Annotated in this window: 15 protein-coding genes and 1 pseudogene; 8 read left to right on the top strand and 8 right to left on the bottom strand. The window is 39.1% G+C overall.

Annotation, left to right across the window (positions count from 1 at the left end; all coding sequences use genetic code 11):
* Positions 1–102: 102 nt before the first annotated feature.
* Both DPV81_RS01730 and DPV81_RS01725 read left to right on the top strand, forming a co-directional pair.
* Positions 103–744: a MerR family transcriptional regulator gene (locus tag DPV81_RS01730; protein WP_111386421.1), complete on the top strand. Its 642-nt coding sequence runs from the start codon at positions 103–105 to the stop codon at positions 742–744.
* On the top strand, positions 741–4,190 hold the full coding sequence (locus DPV81_RS01725) for an acyl-[ACP]--phospholipid O-acyltransferase (protein WP_111386419.1): 3,450 nt from the start codon (positions 741–743) through the stop codon (positions 4,188–4,190). Before DPV81_RS01730 ends, DPV81_RS01725 begins: the two co-directional genes overlap by 4 nt.
* Before the next feature lie 91 nt (positions 4,191–4,281).
* Here the strand turns inward: DPV81_RS01725 and DPV81_RS01720 are convergent, their stop codons facing one another.
* The 4 genes and pseudogenes from DPV81_RS01720 to DPV81_RS01705 all read right to left on the bottom strand — a co-directional run bounded on the left by DPV81_RS01720 (position 4,282) and on the right by DPV81_RS01705 (position 8,987).
* The gene (locus DPV81_RS01720; protein WP_111386417.1) at positions 4,282–5,586 is read right to left on the bottom strand and encodes a sodium ion-translocating decarboxylase subunit beta; all 1,305 of its coding nucleotides are present in this window, start codon (positions 5,584–5,586) and stop codon (positions 4,282–4,284) included.
* Positions 5,587–5,596: 10 nt separating this feature from the next.
* Positions 5,597–7,387 (bottom strand): annotated as a pseudogene (oadA, locus tag DPV81_RS01715) (sodium-extruding oxaloacetate decarboxylase subunit alpha).
* 15 nt (positions 7,388–7,402) lie between these two features.
* Complete coding sequence (locus DPV81_RS01710; protein ID WP_049370319.1) at positions 7,403–7,669, bottom strand: oxaloacetate decarboxylase subunit gamma; 267 nt, start codon at positions 7,667–7,669, stop codon at positions 7,403–7,405.
* 286 nt (positions 7,670–7,955) lie between these two features.
* Positions 7,956–8,987 carry a branched-chain amino acid aminotransferase gene (locus DPV81_RS01705; protein WP_111386415.1) on the bottom strand — a complete coding sequence of 344 codons (1,032 nt, stop codon included), beginning with the start codon at positions 8,985–8,987 and terminating at the stop codon, positions 7,956–7,958.
* Positions 8,988–9,468: 481 nt separating this feature from the next.
* Between DPV81_RS01705 and gcvA the strand changes: the two genes are divergently transcribed.
* Together gcvA and rlmM are read left to right on the top strand one after the other, a co-directional pair.
* The gene (gcvA, locus tag DPV81_RS01700; protein ID WP_111386413.1) at positions 9,469–10,359 is read left to right on the top strand and encodes a transcriptional regulator GcvA; all 891 of its coding nucleotides are present in this window, start codon (positions 9,469–9,471) and stop codon (positions 10,357–10,359) included.
* On the top strand, positions 10,356–11,444 hold the full coding sequence (gene rlmM, locus DPV81_RS01695; RefSeq protein WP_111386411.1) for a 23S rRNA (cytidine(2498)-2'-O)-methyltransferase RlmM: 1,089 nt from the start codon (positions 10,356–10,358) through the stop codon (positions 11,442–11,444). The genes gcvA and rlmM overlap by 4 nt, the downstream gene beginning before the upstream one ends.
* Before the next feature lie 59 nt (positions 11,445–11,503).
* Here the strand turns inward: rlmM and cmoB are convergent, their stop codons facing one another.
* Entirely contained in the window at positions 11,504–12,469 is a 966-nt protein-coding gene (gene cmoB / locus DPV81_RS01690; RefSeq protein ID WP_111386409.1) for a tRNA 5-methoxyuridine(34)/uridine 5-oxyacetic acid(34) synthase CmoB, read from the bottom strand.
* Entirely contained in the window at positions 12,469–13,983 is a 1,515-nt protein-coding gene (gene putP / locus DPV81_RS01685) for a sodium/proline symporter PutP (RefSeq protein WP_049368956.1), read from the bottom strand. Before putP ends, cmoB begins: the two co-directional genes overlap by 1 nt.
* Positions 13,984–14,100: 117 nt before the next feature.
* On the opposite strand from putP, the gene rng reads away from it, so the two are divergent.
* The 3 genes from rng (at position 14,101) to DPV81_RS01665 (ending at position 17,474) form a co-directional block, all read left to right on the top strand.
* Positions 14,101–15,576 carry a ribonuclease G gene (rng, locus tag DPV81_RS01680; protein WP_049365968.1) on the top strand — a complete coding sequence of 492 codons (1,476 nt, stop codon included), beginning with the start codon at positions 14,101–14,103 and terminating at the stop codon, positions 15,574–15,576.
* A gap of 69 nt (positions 15,577–15,645) precedes the next feature.
* Positions 15,646–16,494 carry a glycosyltransferase gene (locus DPV81_RS01675; RefSeq protein WP_111386407.1) on the top strand — a complete coding sequence of 283 codons (849 nt, stop codon included), beginning with the start codon at positions 15,646–15,648 and terminating at the stop codon, positions 16,492–16,494.
* Between the two features lie 629 nt (positions 16,495–17,123).
* The gene (locus tag DPV81_RS01665) at positions 17,124–17,474 is read left to right on the top strand and encodes an Imm8 family immunity protein (RefSeq protein WP_111386403.1); all 351 of its coding nucleotides are present in this window, start codon (positions 17,124–17,126) and stop codon (positions 17,472–17,474) included.
* A gap of 66 nt (positions 17,475–17,540) precedes the next feature.
* Here the strand turns inward: DPV81_RS01665 and DPV81_RS01660 are convergent, their stop codons facing one another.
* Positions 17,541–18,938, bottom strand: a complete 1,398-nt coding sequence (locus tag DPV81_RS01660) for an MATE family efflux transporter (protein ID WP_111386401.1) — start codon at positions 18,936–18,938, stop codon at positions 17,541–17,543.
* Positions 18,939–18,983: 45 nt separating this feature from the next.
* Between DPV81_RS01660 and DPV81_RS01655 the strand changes: the two genes are divergently transcribed.
* On the top strand, positions 18,984–19,595 hold the full coding sequence (locus tag DPV81_RS01655) for a riboflavin synthase subunit alpha (RefSeq protein WP_111386399.1): 612 nt from the start codon (positions 18,984–18,986) through the stop codon (positions 19,593–19,595).
* Positions 19,596–19,665: 70 nt separating this feature from the next.
* Here DPV81_RS01655 and DPV81_RS01650 read toward each other — a convergent pair whose 3' ends face one another.
* Positions 19,666–20,274 (bottom strand): DedA family protein, encoded by a 609-nt coding sequence (locus tag DPV81_RS01650; RefSeq protein ID WP_111386397.1) that lies wholly within the window; start codon positions 20,272–20,274, stop codon positions 19,666–19,668.
* Positions 20,275–20,414 lie beyond the last annotated feature (140 nt).

The following is a 20,414-nucleotide window of genomic DNA, read 5'->3' as shown; positions in this document are numbered from 1 at the left end:
CAACTTTTTTATTAAATCCAATTAAAAGTGTAAAGCAACACTATTTACTTTTTGTTTTTATACGCTACAATACACAACAAATCAACCTAGAGGGAAATCCTTATGTTAAAAATGAATGATTTGGTTAAGCTTAGTCAGACACCAAAATCCACGGTGCTGTACTATGTGAAAGAAGGTTTGTTGCCAGAGCCGGTGAAAGATAAACCGAATTTTCATCTCTATGATGAACATTGTGTGAAGTTGCTCAGTTTTATTAAATATCTACAAAGCAATTTCAATGCAACGATTTCACAAATTAAAGCACTTTTTGCTCATCCTCGTTTTGATTGGAATAATCCTTATGAAAGCCTTATTGGATTATTGGATATCATCATGGGGGCTGAAAATGAAATGTTTTCAGTCGAGCAACTCTCTGAAGAGTTTCATCTTTCTACTCAGCAAATCGAAGACATGGTAGCAGAAGGATTATTGAATCCTCGCGAAGGTATTTTTACCGCAAAAGAACGTGATATTTTGGCGATCTTGTCTCGTTGTGATGTAGCTGAAATGGATGTGGTGAAAGCTTATTTAGCTGCTGCGAAAATGTTAGCGGAAAAAGAGGTGAATGTGACTTTAGCGGCATTAGCCAATAGCGAACAAAAAGATGAAAAATTAAAACATTTATTTGATTTATTGTTGGTGTTGAAACCTTATCTCTTGAATATGAAAACCTTTAATCTTTATCAAGCGGAGAGTGCGAAATGAAACTCTTAAAATATGCTGGCTTTGTGCCTTATTTAGCCATTGCCTTTATTAATGCCAGTGTGGATTTAGCACATAAAATTACCATTCAAAATGTGTTGCTGAAAAGTTTTTCAGGCGAGAGTTTGGTGGTTTTAACGGCATTAATTAATGCGATGATTTTATTACCGTTTATTTTCTTATTTTCCCCTTCGGCATTTATTAACGATAAATTTTCTCGCACCAATGTGATTCGTTATAGCAGTTTAGCGGCAGTGGCGATCAGTGCGGGGATTTTATTGAGTTATATGACGGGAATGTTTGCTATTTCCTTTGTACTGACATTGATTTTGGCAGCGCAAAGTGCGGTTTATTCTCCAGCCAAATACAGCATTATTAAATCGATTGTGGGCACTGAGAATATCGGTATGGCAAATGGTGTGATTCAAGCGCTCACCATTGTGGCCATTCTGTTTAGTTCTTTTGCATTTTCTTTCTTCTTTGAAGCACATTATGTGGCATCAGATGATCCGAATGAAGTATTACAAAGTGTTTGGGTGATAGGTGTTGCGTTAGTATTGCTGAGTGCATTAGAAGCCTATTTTGCTTTTAAAATCCCATTCTTTAAGCAAGAAGCTGAGAATACAGATGGTCAGTTTGATATGAGAAAATACCTTTCTTTAGGGTATTTAAAAGATAATGTTCGCACATTAAAAGCAGATCAAAATATTTGGTTGAGTGTTATTGGATTAAGCCTGTTTTGGGGCGTGTCACAAATTATTGTGGCGGCATTCCCTGCGCATTATAAAGCGATGTTCAATGAAGATAATGCTGTTGTCATTCAAGCGATTCTTGCGGTGAGTGGAATAGGGCTTGCGCTTGGTTCATATCTTGCAGGACGTGCTTCTCGTTTGCATATTGAGTTAGGTATTGTTCCGCTTGGTGCGTTGGGTATTTGTGTGTCGTTATTCTTCTTAACCCTAGCTCAAAGTGGAGTAGTATTAGCACTTTGTTCTTTTGTTTTTGGTTTCTCTGGCGGTTTATTGATCGTGCCATTGAATGCAACGATTCAGTATTTCGCACCTGAGAAAATCAGCGGCAAAATTATGGCGGGTAACAACTTTGTGCAAAACGTGTTCATGGTGGTCTTTTTGCTATTAAGCATTGTTTTTGTACAACTTAATGTTTCGACTCAAGGTTTATTCTTAGTGACTTCTGCTGCATGTTTTGCTGCAAGTTTATATACCATGTCGAAAGTACCCCATTTATTTACGCGTTTATTCTTGCTCTTTGCGTTAAAAGCAAATTACCGTTTTCATGTGGAGGGGTTAAAAAATCTTCCACAAAGTGGAGGAGTTCTATTATTAGGTAACCATATTAGCTGGATTGACTGGTTGGTGTTACAAGCGGCTAGCCCGCGTGCGATTAAATTTGTGATGTATCGTCCGATTTACAACAAATGGTATCTCACTTGGTTCTTCCGTATTTTCAAAGTGATCCCAATTGGTGGAGGCTCAAGCCGTGAATCTATTGAAACTATTCGTGAATATTTAGCGCGTGGTGAAGTGGTGGCGTTATTCCCAGAAGGTCATATCAGCTATAACGGTCAAATCAATGAGTTCCAAAAAGGCTTTGAGCACGTATTAAAAGATTTAGAGAATGTCACAACGGTTCCGTTCTATTTACGTGGATTATGGGGCAGCAGCTTCTCTCGTGCCGATTCTTTCTATAAGAATTTAACTAAACGCCAAGGTAAACGTGAAATTTTAGTAGCATTTGGTAAACCCATTCATGGCTTTATTGATGCGACAGCGATGAAGCAAAAAGTACTCGAACTTTCTTTCTCCGTATGGGAAAAAGTCATGAGTAAACGTAAACCGCTGATGCACCATTGGTTGAATTCGGCAAAATCGAATTTATTCAAAGAAGCCGCGGTGGATGCACAAGGTACCAAACTGAATAACCTGAAATTTATTGCTGCAGTATTGATGTTTGTGAAAACCTTGAAAGTCGCTTTAGGGAATGAAAAAAATGTCGGTGTGTTATTACCAAGTTCATCAATCGGGGCAATTATCAATATGACCTTAATGGTGATGGGCAGAGTACCAGTAAATTTAAACTACACGCTAAGCCCTGAAGTGATGGAAAAAGCGTTGAAAAAAGCCAACATTTCGCAAGTCATTACCTCTGAAAAATTCTTGGATAAATTGAACACAAAAGGTTTTGACTTTAGCCAAGTGGTGGCTGATAAAGCCCTCTTTATGGAAAATTTAGGAAAATCGATTACTAAAGCGAATAAAGTGCGGTCATTTTTAACGGCGTTTTTAGCGCCACAATGGTGGATTAAATTACGTTACTTTGCAGACGTAAGCTTGGAAGATAATGCAACCATCTTATTCAGTAGTGGTAGTGAAGGTGATCCGAAAGGCATTGAATTAAGCCATAAAAATTTACTGACGAACATAAAACAGATCGGTGAATTATTAAATTTCCATAAAGATGATGTGATTTTGAATTCCTTACCAATTTTCCACTCATTTGGCTTAACCGTGACAACCTTATTGCCATTGTGTGAAGGGATTAAAATGGTGAGTGTGGCGGACCCAACAGATGGGGCGACAGTAGGAAAAATGTGTGCTCGACATCGGGTGAGTATTTTATTTGGTACTTCAACTTTCTTTAGATTGTATGTACGCAATAAGAAATTCCATCCGTTAATGCTACAAAACGTGCGCATGGTTATTGCGGGTGCCGAAAAATTGAAAGCAGATGTAAAAGAAGCCTTCAAACTTAAATTTGGCTTGGAAATTTACGAAGGTTATGGCGCAACTGAAACAGCACCTGTAGCTAGTGTCAATATGCCTAATTTACTGGATCCGGAAACCTTACAGGAATTTACCTTCAATCAAGCCGGTACAGTTGGTATGCCATTACCGGGTACCATTATCAAAATTGTGGATCCAGAAAGCTTGCAAGAATTACCAGTCGGTGAAGACGGTTTGATCTTGATTGGTGGTGGACAAGTCATGAAAGGTTATTTGGATGCCCCTGAAAAAACAGCAGAAGTGATTGTTGAAATTGACGGTGTACGTTATTACAAAACCGGCGATAAAGGTCATATCGATCATAACGGCTTTATTACCATTGTAGATCGTTATTCTCGATTTGCTAAAGTAGGCGGCGAAATGATCAGTCTCGGCAGCGTGGAAGAGAAACTTTCACAAGTATTTGATGAGGAAAATCAATTTGTTGCCGTTGCCTTGAGCGATGATAAAAAAGGCGAGAGTATTGTGCTTTTAATCAAGTCTGCGCTTTCTTTAGATGAGATCAATGAACGCATTAAAGGATTAAATGTACCGCCGATTATGCTCCCAAGCCAAGTCTTCTTAGTGGATGAAATTCCGATGTTAGGAAGTGGTAAAGTGGATTTCAAAGGTGCGAAGAACCTGGCGATGAGTTTGATTAACTAAAGGAAATCGTAATAAATAAAAGAGCGGTCAATTTGACCGCTCTTTTTGTTATTTAATGAACCTCATTTAGGTGTTTTTCAGCATCTTTACCTTACATCAACGTACCGACATATTTTAACATGACCCCAGCGGCAATGGCCGAGCCAATTACACCGGCAACGTTCGGACCCATGGCGTGCATGAGTAGGAAGTTTTGGTTATCTGCTTCCAATCCGATTTTATTGGAAACGCGAGCTGCCATAGGAACGGCAGATACACCAGCAGAACCAATGAGCGGGTTAATTTTGTTTTTGCTGAATTTATTCATCAATTTTGCCATTAATACACCGCTACCTGTACCGATTCCGAAAGCAATTACACCAAGAATTAAAATGCCTAATGTTTGCGGTTGTAGAAATTTATCCGCAATCAGTTTAGATCCCACTGACAAGCCAAGCACGATGGTCACGATATTAATTAAGGCGTTTTGTGTGGTGTCGCTTAAACGTTCTACCACACCGCTAACGCGCATGAGATTACCGAAACAGAACATCCCGAGTAATGGGGCAGCATCCGGTAGGAGTAAACCAACGAGCAACAGCAAAATCACCGGGAACAAGACTTTTTCACGATTACTCACATGGCGCATTTGCGTCATGCGGATTCTGCGTTCTTCTTCTGTGGTTAACGCTTTCATAATCGGTGGTTGAATCAATGGCACTAATGCCATATAGGAATAGGCTGCTACGGCAATCGCGCCAAGCAATTCAGGTGCGAGTTTACTGGTAAGGTAAATTGCAGTCGGACCATCTGCACCACCGATAATACCGATAGATGCGGCTTGAGGTAGCGTAAATTCGATAATACCGAAATAATTTAAGGCTAGCGCACCGAGTACGGTAGCGAAAATACCGAATTGAGCAGCGGCACCAAGTAGCAATGTTTTCGGATTGGCTAATAGCGGACCAAAATCTGTCATTGCACCTACGCCCATAAAAATGACCAATGGTGCAATGCCGTAGCTGATCGCAACTTTATAGAACAATGCTAAAATACCAGCACTATAACCCATATCCACAGATAACGCTTCTAATTGATTTATCATCGATATCGGCGCAGAATTTAGTGCTGCCTTTATCAAGGCTGGATCGGGTGGTACACCCAATTGCGAAGCGATTACAGCAATTTGTTCTGGTGAGCCGAGATGAAGCAAATTCTCCAATGCTGTCATAGCAAGACCAGCCTCAGGGATATTGGATAATAATCCGCCGAAACCAATTGGTAGCAACAGCAAAGGTTCAAATTTGCGCGAGATAGCAAGCCACAGCAACAGCAAGCTCACAGCGATCATTACTGCTTGCCCCCATTGCAGATGGAATATACCCATCCCTTTAATTAACGCAATAATACTCTCCATAGACTATTCCTTATGCTAAGGTCATCACGGTGTCACCTACGGCGACTGCATCACCGGCTTTGACGCAAATGCCACGTACGGTACCAGCCTGTGCAGCTTTCACTTCGGTTTCCATTTTCATGGCTTCGAGAATGAATAATACATCGCCAGCTGCTACGGTTTGACCTTCTGTTGCAACAACTTTCCAAATATTACCCGCCATCGGCGCCGTTACTGGTGTACCACCGGTTGCTGGAGCAGGAGCCACTTGCGGCGCAGCTTGAGGAGCAGTAGTCGCCACATGAGAGATATCACCGCCTTCGCTTACTTTTACCACAAAGGCTTTGCCTTCCAATTCCACGGTATAAACCGCAGAGCCAGAAGCAGATGGTGCAGCTTTAGAAACAGGTTTATTTTCCACCGCACTTTCATTGCCGGTTGGAGCAGGTTCAAAGGCGGCTGGGTTGTTGCGGTTTTCTAAGAATTTCCACGCAATTTGCGGGAAGAGCGCCACGATTAAAGCATCATCCACAGCGTTGTCTGCCAATTTCACGCCTTTCGCTTTAGCTTGTTCAGCAACTTCAGCTTCAATTTTCGCCATTTCAGGCGCAATGTGATCGGCTGGACGGTCTGTTACTGGTGCCGCACCTTCTAATACTCGAGCTTGCAACGCGCTATCTACCGGTGCAGGTGTTTTACCGTATTCACCTTTTAAAATACCGGCAGTTTCTTTCGCAATGGTTTTGTAGCGTTCGCCAGTGAGAACGTTAATAACCGACTGTGTACCAACAATTTGAGAGGTTGGTGTAACGAGTGGAATGTAGCCCAAGTCTTTGCGCACGCGTGGGATTTCTTCTAATACTAAATCTAATTTATCGGATGCATTTTGTTGTTTTAACTGGTTTTCCAAGTTGGTGAGCATACCGCCTGGCACTTGTGCCACTAAAATACGGCTATCTACACCGCGTAATTGGCCTTCAAATTTGGCATATTTTTTACGCACATTACGGAAATAGGCAGCAATTTTTTCTAAGCGAGGAATATCCAAACCGGTGTCATATTCAGTACCTTGTAAGGTGGCGACAAGGGATTCAGTTGCAGGGTGACCATAAGTACCTGACATAGAAGAAATTGCCGTATCAATACCATCTACACCTGCTTCAACCGCTTTTAATAGCGCCATTTCTGCCATACCAGTGGTGGAGTGACAGTGTAAATGCAATTCTACGTCGAAACATTTTTTGATTTCGCGCACTAAGTCTGCAGCTGCCATTGGATTTAAAATACCGGACATGTCTTTGATGACTAAGCTATCGATACCGATTTCAAGCAATTGTTCAGTCGTATCAAGCCAGGTTTACATAGTATGTACAGGGCTGGTGGTATAACTTAATGTCCCTTGAGCATGGCCACCAAATTTACGTACTGCTTGCAACGCTGCTTTCATATTACGCGGGTCATTGAGCGCATCGAATACGCGGAAAACATCCATACCATTCGCTACACAACGTTCCACGAAACGTTCTACCACGTCATCAGCATAGTGGCGATAGCCTAATAGGTTTTGACCACGTAATAACATTTGTAATGGGGTTTTTGGACAAGCTTTTTTCAATTCACGCAAACGAACCCAAGGATCTTCACCTAAAAAGCGAATACAGCTATCAAATGTTGCACCACCCCAAGCTTCCAACGACCAATAGCCAATATCATCTAATTCATGAGCAATTGGTAACATATCATCAAGACGCAAACGCGTTGCGAAAAGTGATTGGTGGGCATCACGAAGCACCAGTTCTGTCATTTTAATTTTTTTAGCCATGGTAAAATCCTTATTTTATTTGAACTGTTGGGTACGGCGATGGTGTGCGATAGCCGCTGCAATCACAGGACGTAACCGCTCAAAATCGTCAGTAGGTGCCGCAGAAAGTGCGGTTGAATTTTGGGAAGTTTTGGGTTCGGGTTGAGGTTCTGGAAAGAATCGGTTGATAAGTTTAGACATCACTCCAATAGCCCAAATTAAAATGAGCAAAAAGACCAATACAAAACCCATCCCTGAAAACATCAGGTTAATTCCTTCGCCTATAAGTGCAGAGGGAGTCATCATTTTTCTTCCTTATTTGCTTGAAAAAATGGACAATTTTATTCTAATCGATCTGTTTGAATAAAACTGTGATGAAGATCATAATTTGAAATATAGGCACACAATAAAAGTGGAAATGTGCGGTTGATTTTGAAGTATTTTGGCGTGAGTTAAATATTATTAATGAGGTATTTCTACTGAAACATACGTTATACAAAGCGTGTAAAAATTAAAAGGACTAAGTCCTATAGTGACAGAACTTAGTCCTTGAATTAAATGAATCTCGATTTGTTAATAGAAAGGAAAATTATTCTACTTTTACAATCCAGCCTTCAGGTGCTTCCACATCACCGAATTGGATGCCGGTTAGCTCGTTGTAAAGTTTACGTGTAACAGGGCCTACTTCAGTTTCTGAATAGAACACGTGGAATTTACCTTTGTGTTGAATACCACCTACTGGCGTAATCACTGCGGCAGTACCGCAGGCACCCGCTTCGGCGAATTGATCAAGTTGATCAATATAGACATCGCCTTCAATGGCTTCCATACCTAAACGTTCTTTTGCAATGTGAAGTAATGAGTATTTCGTGATACTTGGTAAAATAGATTCAGATGCAGGCGTGATAAATTTATTATCTTTGGTGATACCAAAGAAGTTTGCCGCACCTACTTCTTCAATTTTAGTGTGAGTTTTAGGATCAAGGTAAATCGCGTCTGCAAATTTACGTTCTGGTGTACCTTGTTCTGCGGCTAGTTCATGAGGAAGCAAACTTGCTGCATAGTTACCACCCACTTTTACACCACCTGTACCCATAGGTGCAGCACGGTCGTAATCAGTCGTAATGAAGTTAGATGGTGCTAAACCACCTTTGAAATATGCGCCTACTGGGCAGCAGAATACAGAGAAAATAAATTCAGGTGCAGTTTTTACACCGATATTAGCCCCCGTACCAAAGAGGAATGGACGTAAATATAATGTCGCGCCAGAGCCGTAAGGGCCTAACCATTCTTGGTTTGCTTTTACTACTTCTTTACAAGCACGGATAAATAATTCTGTTGGCACTTGAGGCATCAATAAACGATCTGCGGTATGTTGCATACGTTTTGCATTTTGATCAGGACGGAATAAGTTGATTGAACCATCTTTACAACGATAGGCTTTTAAGCCTTCAAAGCATTGTTGACCGTAGTGAATTGCAGTTGAACCTTCGTGGATATGTAGCATATTATCAGTGGTAAGTTTCCCTTCATCCCATTTACCATCTTTCCAATGTGCGATAAAGCGATAATCTGTTTTGATATAACTAAATCCAAGATTGTTCCAGTCTAAGTCTTTCATTTTGCTTCCTTAATTTGTATAAATAATTTTATGAATGGAAATGCAGTTAATCTACACCATAACGGCAACTATGAAAACCTTTAAACACAAAAATATTGTGATTTCTCAAAATTTTTATTGGATTTTTAAATTTGTGAAGTTGGTCAGGAAATAAAATTTTGCTTATGTTAGAATGCGGAAATAAAAAAACGCCGCTCGAAATGAGCAGCGCTTAACCAGAATGGTTTAATATATACAGGAAGTAAATGAGTAACTTAATTGTTACTCCAGTTCGGAGAACCGAACTATATGCAAACACAACATCATACTTAAGTCTGAAACTCATTAACTTGTAAGGAATTACCAATCATTAAGTATGGGTGTATTGTAGGTAGAAGGTGATGGAAGGACAAATGATGTTTTTTTATTTGACGCATAAAAAAAACTAATCCGAATTAGATCTTAATCATTATAAACTAAAATTTAGCCGTTGGGAAGAATTATGTATAAACGTTTGCCTCCCTTGAATTCATTGAAGTCTTTCGAATCAGCTGCACGACATTTAAGTTTCACAAAAGCTGCGGATGAACTTTTTGTGACACAAGCCGCAGTGAGCCATCAAATAAAATTATTAGAAGATTTTTTAGGTGTTGAGCTTTTTATACGTAAAAATCGTTCACTCGAATTGACAGAATTTGGGAAAGCCTATTTTGTTGATATTAACAAAGTTTTGCGAAAATTAAATGAAGCGACTGAACGTTTATTAACACTTAAAGCAGAGCCACATTTGGCAATTAGTGTGCCACAAACCTTTGGTATTCAATGGCTTGTGCCACATTTGAGTGATTTTAATAAGCAACACCCTGAAATTGAAGTACGCTTGAAGGGCGTGGATCAAGATGAAGGTTTATTAAATAAAGAAATTGATATTGCCATTTATTATGGCAAAGGTGATTGGGAAAATTTACAAGTCGATCGGTTAGGTGAAGAAAACTTAGTGATTTTGGCGGCACCTTCATTGCTTGAGAAAATTCCCGTTCGCCGTCCAGATGATTTGAAAAAGCACACGCTGATTCACACACATACTCGAGATAACTGGCAAGCGATGGCAGATTATCTCAAATTAGATGATTTGAATATTCAGCAAGGTCCATTATTTAGCCATACCTTTATGGCATTACAAGCTGCCGTTCATGGTCAGGGTATCGTGCTGGCTAATCGTATTTTGGCTCAGCAAGAAATTGAAAATGGTCATCTGAAAATTGTGTTACCAACCGAATTACGGGATCCGAAATCATTCTATGTAGTCAATCATTTAGATCGTTTAGATGATGAACAGATTCAAGCCTTTAGAACGTGGATTAAAGATTCAATAAAATTAGGGAAAATATGAATAAATTAGCCTTATATTGTCGAATTGGCTTTGAAAAAGAAGTGGCCGCAGAAATTACCGACCGAGCTTCTGAGCGTGGCGTATTTGGTTTTGCTCGCGTAGTAGAAAACAGCGGCTATGTCATTTTTGAATGCTATCAACCAGGTGATGCAGATCGTTTAGCGAGAGAAATCCCTTTTAATCGTTTGATTTTTGCACGTCAAATGATCGTTGTGTCAGATCTCTTAGAAAACCTAGATCCTCAAGATCGTATTTCGCCAATTTTGGCTCAATATGAACGAATTGCAGAAGACATTAATCTTAAGCAAGCAGTAGAGCTATTTGTTGAAACAGCAGATACGAATGAAGCCAAGGAGCTTTCGACATTTTGCCGAAAATTTACCGTGCCGTTGCGCCAAGCGTTGAAAAAGAAAGGTTGGTTACAAGGCAAACCGAATGTAAAGCGCGGTCAGATTTTGCATTGTTTTTTCACGCAGCCGAATTGTTGCTATGTGGGGTATTCCTATCTTGGTAATAACTCCACCCACTTTATGGGAATCCCACGTTTAAAATTCCCAGCGGATGCACCAAGCCGTTCAACTTTAAAATTGGAAGAGGCGATTTTAACCTTTATTCCTCGAAATGAAGAAAGTAAACGTTTGAATGAAAATATGGTTGGTGTTGATCTCGGTGCTTGCCCTGGCGGCTGGACCTATCAATTAGTGAAACGTGGTTTATTTGTGTATGCGGTTGATCACGGCAAAATGGCGGCAAGTTTGCATGATACCGGCAGAATTGAGCACTGTCCGGAAGATGGATTTAAATTCCAACCACCAAAACGTAAGCATATTGATTGGCTTGTGTGTGATATGGTGGAGCAACCAAGTCGAATTGCGAATTTAATTGGAAAATGGTTAATTAACGGCTGGTGCCGAGAAACTATTTTCAATTTGAAATTGCCAATGAAAAAACGTTATCAAGAAGTGATGTTGTGTTTAGAAAATCTTGCGGTGATGTTCGCAGAAAAAGAACTGGAATTTGATATTCAGGCGAAGCATTTGTATCATGATCGTGAAGAGATTACGGTACATATTGCTTTAAAATAAAAAAGCAAAGTGCGGTCAAAAAACATGGAATTTTTTGACCGCACTTTTTATTTAAACCATTATTTATTGGCTAAAATCACTGCGCGAGTTGGGGCTTGATAGCCTTCGATGGTTTTACTGTGATCGTTTGGATCTAAGAAATCAATCAAACTTTCATTTTCTAACCAATCCGTTTTACGCTGTTCTTCTAATGTCGTGGTGGCGACATCCACACAACGCACATTAGTAAAACCGACCTTTTCCAACCAATTAATGAGTGCGGCAACGGAAGGAATAAAATACACGTTCTTCATTTTTGCATAGCGATCTGAGGGCACTAAGACCGTATTGGCATCACCATCAACCACTAAGGTTTCTAACACCAATTCGCCACCTTTTACCAATTGATTTTTTAGCTGCGAGAGATGATCGAGCGGTGATTTACGATGATAAAGCACGCCCATTGAGAACACGGTATCAAATGCCGCAAGTGGTTGCATTTCTTCAATACCTAATGGGATTAAGTTAGCTCGACGATCGTTATTTAGTAATTTTCGAACTGCTTCAAATTGGCAAAGAAAAAGCTCAGTAGGATCAATACCAACGACCATTTTTGCGCCTTCACCAACCATTCGCCACATATGGTAGCCGCTACCGCAGCCCACATCTAAAATGGTACGATCTTTTAATGGTGCAAGATGAGGCAAAACACGATCCCATTTGAAATCAGAACGCCATTCACAATCCACGTGAATACCAAATAAATGATAAGGTCCTTTTCGCCATGGCATCAATTGTTTCAAATGATGGATAATACGTTGTTTTTCGCCCTCTGAAAGTGGGGAAGTGCGGTCAGATTTCACCGCATTTTTTAAATCGATAGTATCTGCCTGCAAATCAGGGAGAAAGTCCACGATTTTTGACCATTTTGCATAATCACCATGGGTTTGTTTTTCCCATTCTTTTAACTGCAAAGGCAATGTTTCTAGCCAAGCAGATAAATTCGTGGTGGCGATTTGTTGATAAAAAGGACGAAAATCAATCATTATTTTGCTTCCTTATAGGCTTTTTCTGCTTTCTCAAAGGTTTCTTTAACTTCATTTTCAGGTTCTGCGGAAAGGAGAGAAACCACAATAATCGCCAAGCTAGCAAGGATGAATCCTGGGATCATTTCATAGACATTAAACCATTCACTGGTTTCAGGAATCACCGATTTCCAAGCAAAGACAACCACTGCACCGACAACCATGCCAGCCATCGCTGCTGATGAAGTCATGCGTTTCCAGAATAAGGAGAAAAGCACGACAGGACCAAATGCAGAACCAAAGCCCGCCCAGGCAAATTCAACGAGTTTTAATACTTTGCTGTTTTCATCTTGTGCAATCCAAATCGCAATGCCCGCGATAACTAAAACCATTGCACGACCTAGCCAAACTAATTCTTTTTCAGAAGCTTTTGGACGAATAAAACCTTTATAAAAATCCTCAGTGATAGAACTTGAAGAAATTAATAATTGAGCGGAAAGTGTACTCATTACTGCCGCTAAAATCGCAGAGAGTAGAATACCGGCAATCCATGGATTAAAGAGCAATTTAGCCAGTTCAATAAAGACTTGTTCTGGTTCATTATTTACCACGCCAGCTACATTGGGGTTAGCAAAGAAATAAGGAATACCGAAGAAGCCAATACCAATTGCACCGGCAAGACAAATCACCATCCATGTCATACTGATGCGGCGTGCTTTAATGAGAGATTTCACCGAGTAAGCAGCCATAAAGCGCGCAAGGATATGCGGTTGACCAAAATAACCTAAGCCCCAAGCCGCTAAACTTAATAAACCTAATGGTGTAGTAGAACTAAATAAATCGGTAAAGTCTTTATTTGCTGCGATTTCTGCTTGATGTAGCACTTCAGTAAATTGTGATGCATCACCCAAACTTAAAAAGATAAAGAGAGGCGTTAAAATCAGTGCAAAAATCATTAATGTAGCTTGAATGGTATCCGTCCAGCTTACGGCTAAAAATCCACCGATAAAGGTATAGACGATGGTCGCTAATGCGCCGTACCAAATGGCGGTGGAATAGTCGACTGAGAATAGGTTTTGGAATAATTTCGCCCCTGCAACCACACCGGAACCACAATAAATGGTGAAGAATACTAGGATGATTGTTGCAGACACAATTTTTAAGAGATTATGTGATGTGCCAAAGCGATGGTGGAAATATTCCGGTAATGTGAGTGCATTGTTGTTAAATTCGGTATAGATCCGTAAACGACCAGCTACGAGTAACCAGTTAAAATAAGCTCCGAGGATTAAACCAATGGCGATCCAACCTTCAACCAGTCCAGACACATACACCGCACCTGGCAAGCCCATTAATAACCAGCCGGACATATCAGATGCGCCTGCAGACATGGCGGTCACAAAACTTCCGAGTTTACGGCCGCCTAAAATATAATCGGATAAGTTGTTTGTATAATAATAGGCAAGGACACCGATTAAAATCATGCCGAAAATATAAATACTAAAAGTAATAAGTGTTGGGTCTAAACCAAACATTAAATACCCCAAAAAAAGTCATGAAAATTTGAGAAAGGTCATATTTTACCTTATTTGGGTCTATTATTCTATTTTCCTTTTCGATAGACTTATACCATTAAAACTAAGGTCGAAAAAATGAATTCTGTTGAATTATTAATGAATGTTACGCCCAATGAAACCCGCGTTGCGCTAGTGGAAACGGGTGTTTTAAAAGAGGTTCATATTGAACGTCAAGCCAAACGTGGCATCGTGGGGAATATTTATAAAGGGCGAGTAACCCGTGTTTTACCGGGGATGCAGTCCGCGTTTGTGGATATCGGTTTAGAAAAAGCGGCATTTTTACATGCTTCCGATATTGTCTCACATACCGAGTGTGTGGATGTGAACGAACAAAAGCAATTCCGAGCAAAAAGCATTTCTGAACTCGTCCGCGAGGGGCAGGATATCGTGGTACAAGTGGTAAAAGATCCTTTGGGCACTAAAGGTGCAAGATTAACTACCGATATTACATTGCCTTCTCGTTATCTCGTCTTTATGCCGGAAAATAGCCATGTTGGTGTTTCACAACGCATTGAAAGTGAAGAAGAGCGCGCAAGATTAAAAGCGCTTGTTGAGCCTTTTTGTGATGAGTTAGGCGGCTTTATTATTCGTACCGCCACCGAAGGCGCAACAGAAGAAGAGTTACGCCAAGATGCGGAATTTTTAAAACGTTTATGGCGTAAAGTGCTTGAGCGTAAAGGCAAATATCCAACCCGTTCTAAAATTTATGGCGAACCCGCATTACCACAACGTATTTTGCGTGATTTTATTGGTGCTAATTTAGAGAAAATTCATATTGATTCCAAACTTTGTTTTAACGAAGTTAAAGAATTTACCGATGAATTTATGCCTGAATTAAGTGAAAAATTAATGCTTTATACGGGAAGTCAGCCGATCTTTGATATTTATGGTGTAGAACGTGGTATTCAAAATGCACTTGAAAAACGCGTGAATTTAAAATCAGGCGGCTATCTCATTATTGAGCAAACTGAAGCCATGACGACTATTGATATCAATACCGGTGCATTCGTTGGTCATCGAAATTTAGATGAAACGATTTTTAACACCAATATTGAAGCCACTAAAGCCATTGCACAGCAGCTACAACTGCGTAATTTAGGCGGTATTATCATTATTGATTTTATTGATATGCAAACCGATGAGCATCGCAATCGCGTGATTGAATCCTTGGAAGAAGCTCTATCGAAAGATCGCGTAAAAACCAATGTAAATGGTTTTACTCAACTTGGTTTAGTGGAAATGACTCGTAAACGCACACGCGAAAGTTTAGAACACGTTTTGTGTGATGAATGCCCAACTTGTCAAGGTCGTGGGCGTGTGAAAACCGTCGAAACGGTATGCTATGAAATTATGCGAGAGATCATTCGCGTTAACCACTTATTCTCGAGTGAACAATTTGTGGTTTATGCCTCTCCAGCCGTGGCAGATTACTTAATCAAAGAAGAATCGCACGGTTTATTGCCAGAGATAGAAATGTTCATTAGCAAACAAGTTCAAGTTAAAACCGAGCAGTACTACAACCAAGAACAGTTTGATGTGGTGGTGATGTAAAAGACAAAAGTGCGGTTAAAATTAACTAAATTTTGATAATATGATGTGATAGTAATATGGAATATATCAATGAATCAACTAATTAACCAGCAAACTAATCAACTAACTGTAGCTGTAATTACTGCAACAATTGGCCGTGATGAGTTAGAGAGAACAATTGAAAGTATCAAAAATCAATCTTACCCATGTAAGCATTATATTTTTGTAGATGGAGAAGACTTTCGGTATAAGGCGAAAACTATTTTAGATAAATATCCGGATGTTATTCCTATTTATTTGCCAATGAATACGGGTAAAAATCAAATGTTTAATAGTTCAATTAATGCAATTGCTCCATTCTTAGTATCAGAAGATATAATCTGTTATTTAGATGATGATAATTGGGTAAGGAAGGACCATATAGAAAGTTTGGTTCATGAAATTGCTTTAGGTGCTGATTTTGCTTATTCTTTACGGGCATTTTATTTATCGGATGGGCGTTTTATTTGTTTAGATGATCTAGAGTCATTAGGGTATTGGAGTGCTAAAGGCTTTATTAGATTTGATCTGAAAATAGGGGAGAGAAGTACAGTTTTAGAATATAATCTCAATAATTTTCAATCATTTATTGATGTTAATTGCTATGCAATTCCTAGGGAGATTGCTTTTGAACTTCCTAAAGCTTGGTATTCTGGATGGGGTAATGATAGAAGAGTATATCAGAAGTTAAGTGAATTAGGTTTAAAAGGAAGAGGAACTGGTAGATATACAGTTAATTATCAAATTGATTTTGAAAAATTCTTTAATCTAGAAACCTTTTTATCAGAGTACTCCTTATCAGATGAACTAAACAATCAACTCGGAGAAGCTATATTGAAAAATATGTGTCTTAAAAATATCGAAATGCATGATTATAAAAGACCATGGGCAAAGGAATAGTATGAAGTGTAGTTAAACTTGCCTATACTTTTAACTTTTGATGATATTATTTGAAAACTTATACTATTAATTGATAAATTAAAAAATAGTGAGGGAATGAGTAATTTTATTTTATTTTTAAAAGAGCGATTATTTTAACATTACTAACACAATTAGTTTACTGGATAAAGCGTTATTTTTTACTGGAGTAATAGATTAGATTGAATTTATCTTCAATAGAGAAAATATGATTTTTTCACTGAGAATATGACTGGCTCAAAGGTAATAGAATAATGAAATATGTTTTTGGATATTTTACTAGTATTCTTGTTTTTTCTTTGATTTATTTTGTGGCTATTTTTTATGTACAATTTGATGCAGTAGTTAAGAACATAAATTATGTTCTTCTAGCAAAAGAGTCAATAGTAGCAAGTTTGAAACTTCATATCCTCATTCTTCCTATTATATTTCTAACGACTAAAAAAAAACAAAATAGCATGATGGAGCACTTTATATTTGTGTTTGAAAGTACTCTGTACAAATTATTTTTTACTTTTAAATGGCATAAATTTTCTGATGTTAGTTTTTAATTGCTTGTTGATAAGTTTTCATTTATAAAACGTATAGTTTAGAGTTCATAGGGGAAGTAAATGCTTATAGCTGATTTAAAATGGATTGATTATGGCTTTTCAACGAGGGATGAGGCATCCTTACTAGTTCTTAAGCCAGCTTATTGCTTAAATTTAACATTAGCAATAGGAACAAAAGGAAATTCTGGGAGTGACTATTTTTATACTAATGTTTTTAATGTAGGAATGGTGCAAAGAGAAAAGGTCTTGGTGATAAATAAAGGAATGGTTGTTGCTCTGAAAACATTAGATGACATAGAAAATTATTTGTCACTCATGATAAATAGTATATCAGGGGAAACCTGGGATGATATTGTTATTCAGTTACAAAAATATTTTGATTGGGAATATGAAGGGTATAGAGAAGTTTAAAAAGCATCTAATTTTAAATTCAAGAATAAAAAGTGCGGTCAAATTCGACCGCACTTTTTACTTTAACTATTTCAATCTTTCTAACTGTTGAATAATGGCTTCATCAGGTTGTGATTGGATTTTTCGCATCCGCATAAAGAGTAAAGCTGCAGCAATGGTTAATGCAATAATAAACGCGACCCAGAAACCTTTTGCGCCAATGCTTGGAACAATCCAATCCGTGCGGGAAAGAATATAACCAACAGGGATACCTACGCCCCAATAAGCAAGTAACGTGATATAAAGGATAATTTTAGTGTCTTTATAGCCACGTAAAATACCGCTCACGACGACTTGCACTGAATCTGAAAATTGATAAATCGCTGCCATCGCTAATAAGCTGCCTGAAAGAGCAATAACGGTGGCATTATCGCCTACAATTAATGCGGCAATCTCTGCACTAAATACCCAAATCACCAACGCCAATACACTTGCCACAATCAAGCCAAGAATAATAGCTGCATGAGCCATGATTTTGGCTTTTTGTGGTGCATGATTACCCAGTTCTTGCGCCACTAAAATGGTTGCAGCCATGGCAATAGACATTGGGAACATAAAGGCTACGGCACTAGTATTTAAGGCAATTTGGTGGCTGGCGACCACATCTGCGCCTAATGGGGAAAGTAATAAACTACTTAATGCAAAGAGTGAGACTTCACTGCACAGCGCAATGGCAATAGGCAAGCCAAGTGCGGTCAATTTTTTCAGTGTTTTGATGTCTGGCTTTTCAATAATCTTTTCAAAGACTTTCAAACTACGTTCGTTATAGTTTTTGGCAGAATAGCTAATCATCAAGATTGCCATCGCCCAGTTGACAATGGCCGTTGCCACACCACAACCGACACCACCTAATGCCGGTGCACCAAATTTGCCATAAATAAACATATAATTCAGTGGAATGTTCAGCATTAACCCCATGAAGGTAATCACCATGGCCGGTTTGGTCTTAGCAATGCCATCATTCAAACAGCGGAAATTAATCAGCAATAAATAGGCAGGCAAGCCCCACACCATCGCACGCAAATAATTCATCGTCACATCTGCCATGTGGGCATCCATATTCATAAACTGTAATATGAAATCATTGTGATAGATGATGAGTGCAAGGGGAATCATCACTAAAAATGAAATCCAAAGGCCTTGTCTCACTTGGTGAGCAATGCGATGGCGCTGCCCAGATCCATTTAAATAGGAAATTGTTGGTGGCAAGGCGAGTAATAAGCCTTGACCGAAAAGCACCAAAGGTAGCCAAATGGAGGCACCAATACCGACACCGCTTACATCAGCCGAGCTCACACGCCCTGCCATAATCACATCCACGGTGCCCATGCCAGTTTGAGCTAACTGGGCAAGACCGATAGGTGTCGCAATTCGGATAAGTTTTTGAATATCAATACGGTATTGAGAAAAAAGACGAGAATTCATAAATTTTGCTATAATATTGGAAAAATTTTTAATGAAGGAATAATAATGTTTACAGGTATTGTACAGGGCATCGCCCAAATTTATGCAATTAAAGACAGCGATAATTTTAGAACACAGATCGTAAAATTACCAGCTGAAATGCGAAAAGGCTTGGAAATCGGTGCATCCGTGGCGAATAACGGCGTGTGCTTAACGGTGACTGAAATTCACGATGATCTTGTGAGCTTTGACTTAATGCAGGAAACTTTGCGCATCACCAATCTCGGCAGCTTAAAAGCAGGAGATTTTGTGAATATCGAACGCGCAATGCAAATGGGCGCAGAAATTGGTGGACATATTTTATCCGGCCACGTTTACTGCACTGCGAGCGTTTCACAAATTATCGAAAGCGAAAACAATCGTCAGGTTTGGTTTAAATTACCAACTAAAGACGTGATGAAATATATCCTAACAAAAGGATTTATTGCGATTGACGGCATCAGTCTCACTATTGGTGAAGTAAAAGATGATGAATTCTGCGTGAATTTAATCCCTGAAACCTTACATAGAACACTTATCGGCAAACGCCAAATTGGCGATTTAGTAAATATTGAAATTGATCCGCAAACTCAAGCGATTGTGGATACAGTGGAACGGTATTTAGCCGCTAAAGTTTAGTTGGAATGAAAAAAAGTGCGGTAGAAAACGATGTTGTTTTTTACCGCACTTTTTATTGAATTATATGAGATTAGTTAGCTTTGGATTTCTTCGTTTTTTTCCATTTCCAAAATAGGAATAGGGCTAAAATACCGATTAGGATATAAATAACAAGTTGGCCTTTTTTAATTTGCTCGTGTAACCAATCTAAATTTTTCGCACCAAATTCGCCAAGGTAAACCCAAATTGGCACGGAAATAATTGCGGCGCAGAAATCAATTAATACAAAGCGGGTGTAGCTGACGCGGCGGGTAATACCAGAAACCATGTAAATTGGTGCACGTAAACCAGGTAAGAAACGAGCTACAAATAATACGCGGTTGCCGTATTGGTCAAATTTTTCACGTACCATTTTGAGACGTTCTAAGGTTACTAGTTTGCGCATTGGGCGGAAACGAAGAATTCGTGTGCCGTAAATACGACCAAGCCAGTACATGGTTGAATCGCCGGCAAGTACGCCAATCATACTCACGACTAACATTAAGTGGGAATTGACACTTTCAGGATAGAGCCCTGCAATTACACCGCCGGAGACAAGCGTGATATCTTCTGGAATAGGTACACCAAAACCACAAATAATCAGAACAAATAGCACCGCCCAATAACCGTAATCGGTAAAAAAGCTGATAAGAAATTCCATTTGAAACCCACTTACAATCAGTTAGTTAAAATTAATTAAAAATTGGGGTTCATTTTAATCGCTTTGCCTTGAAAAGCCTAGAAAAAATTTGCTATGTAAATTTGCATTGTGGGGCTGAATATTTTATAATCTGCCGCTCT

The organism is Haemophilus parainfluenzae (assembly GCF_003252795.1).
Lineage (GTDB): Bacteria > Pseudomonadota > Gammaproteobacteria > Enterobacterales > Pasteurellaceae > Haemophilus_D > Haemophilus_D parainfluenzae_K.
This window is presented reverse-complemented; position numbering and strand designations above follow the sequence as displayed.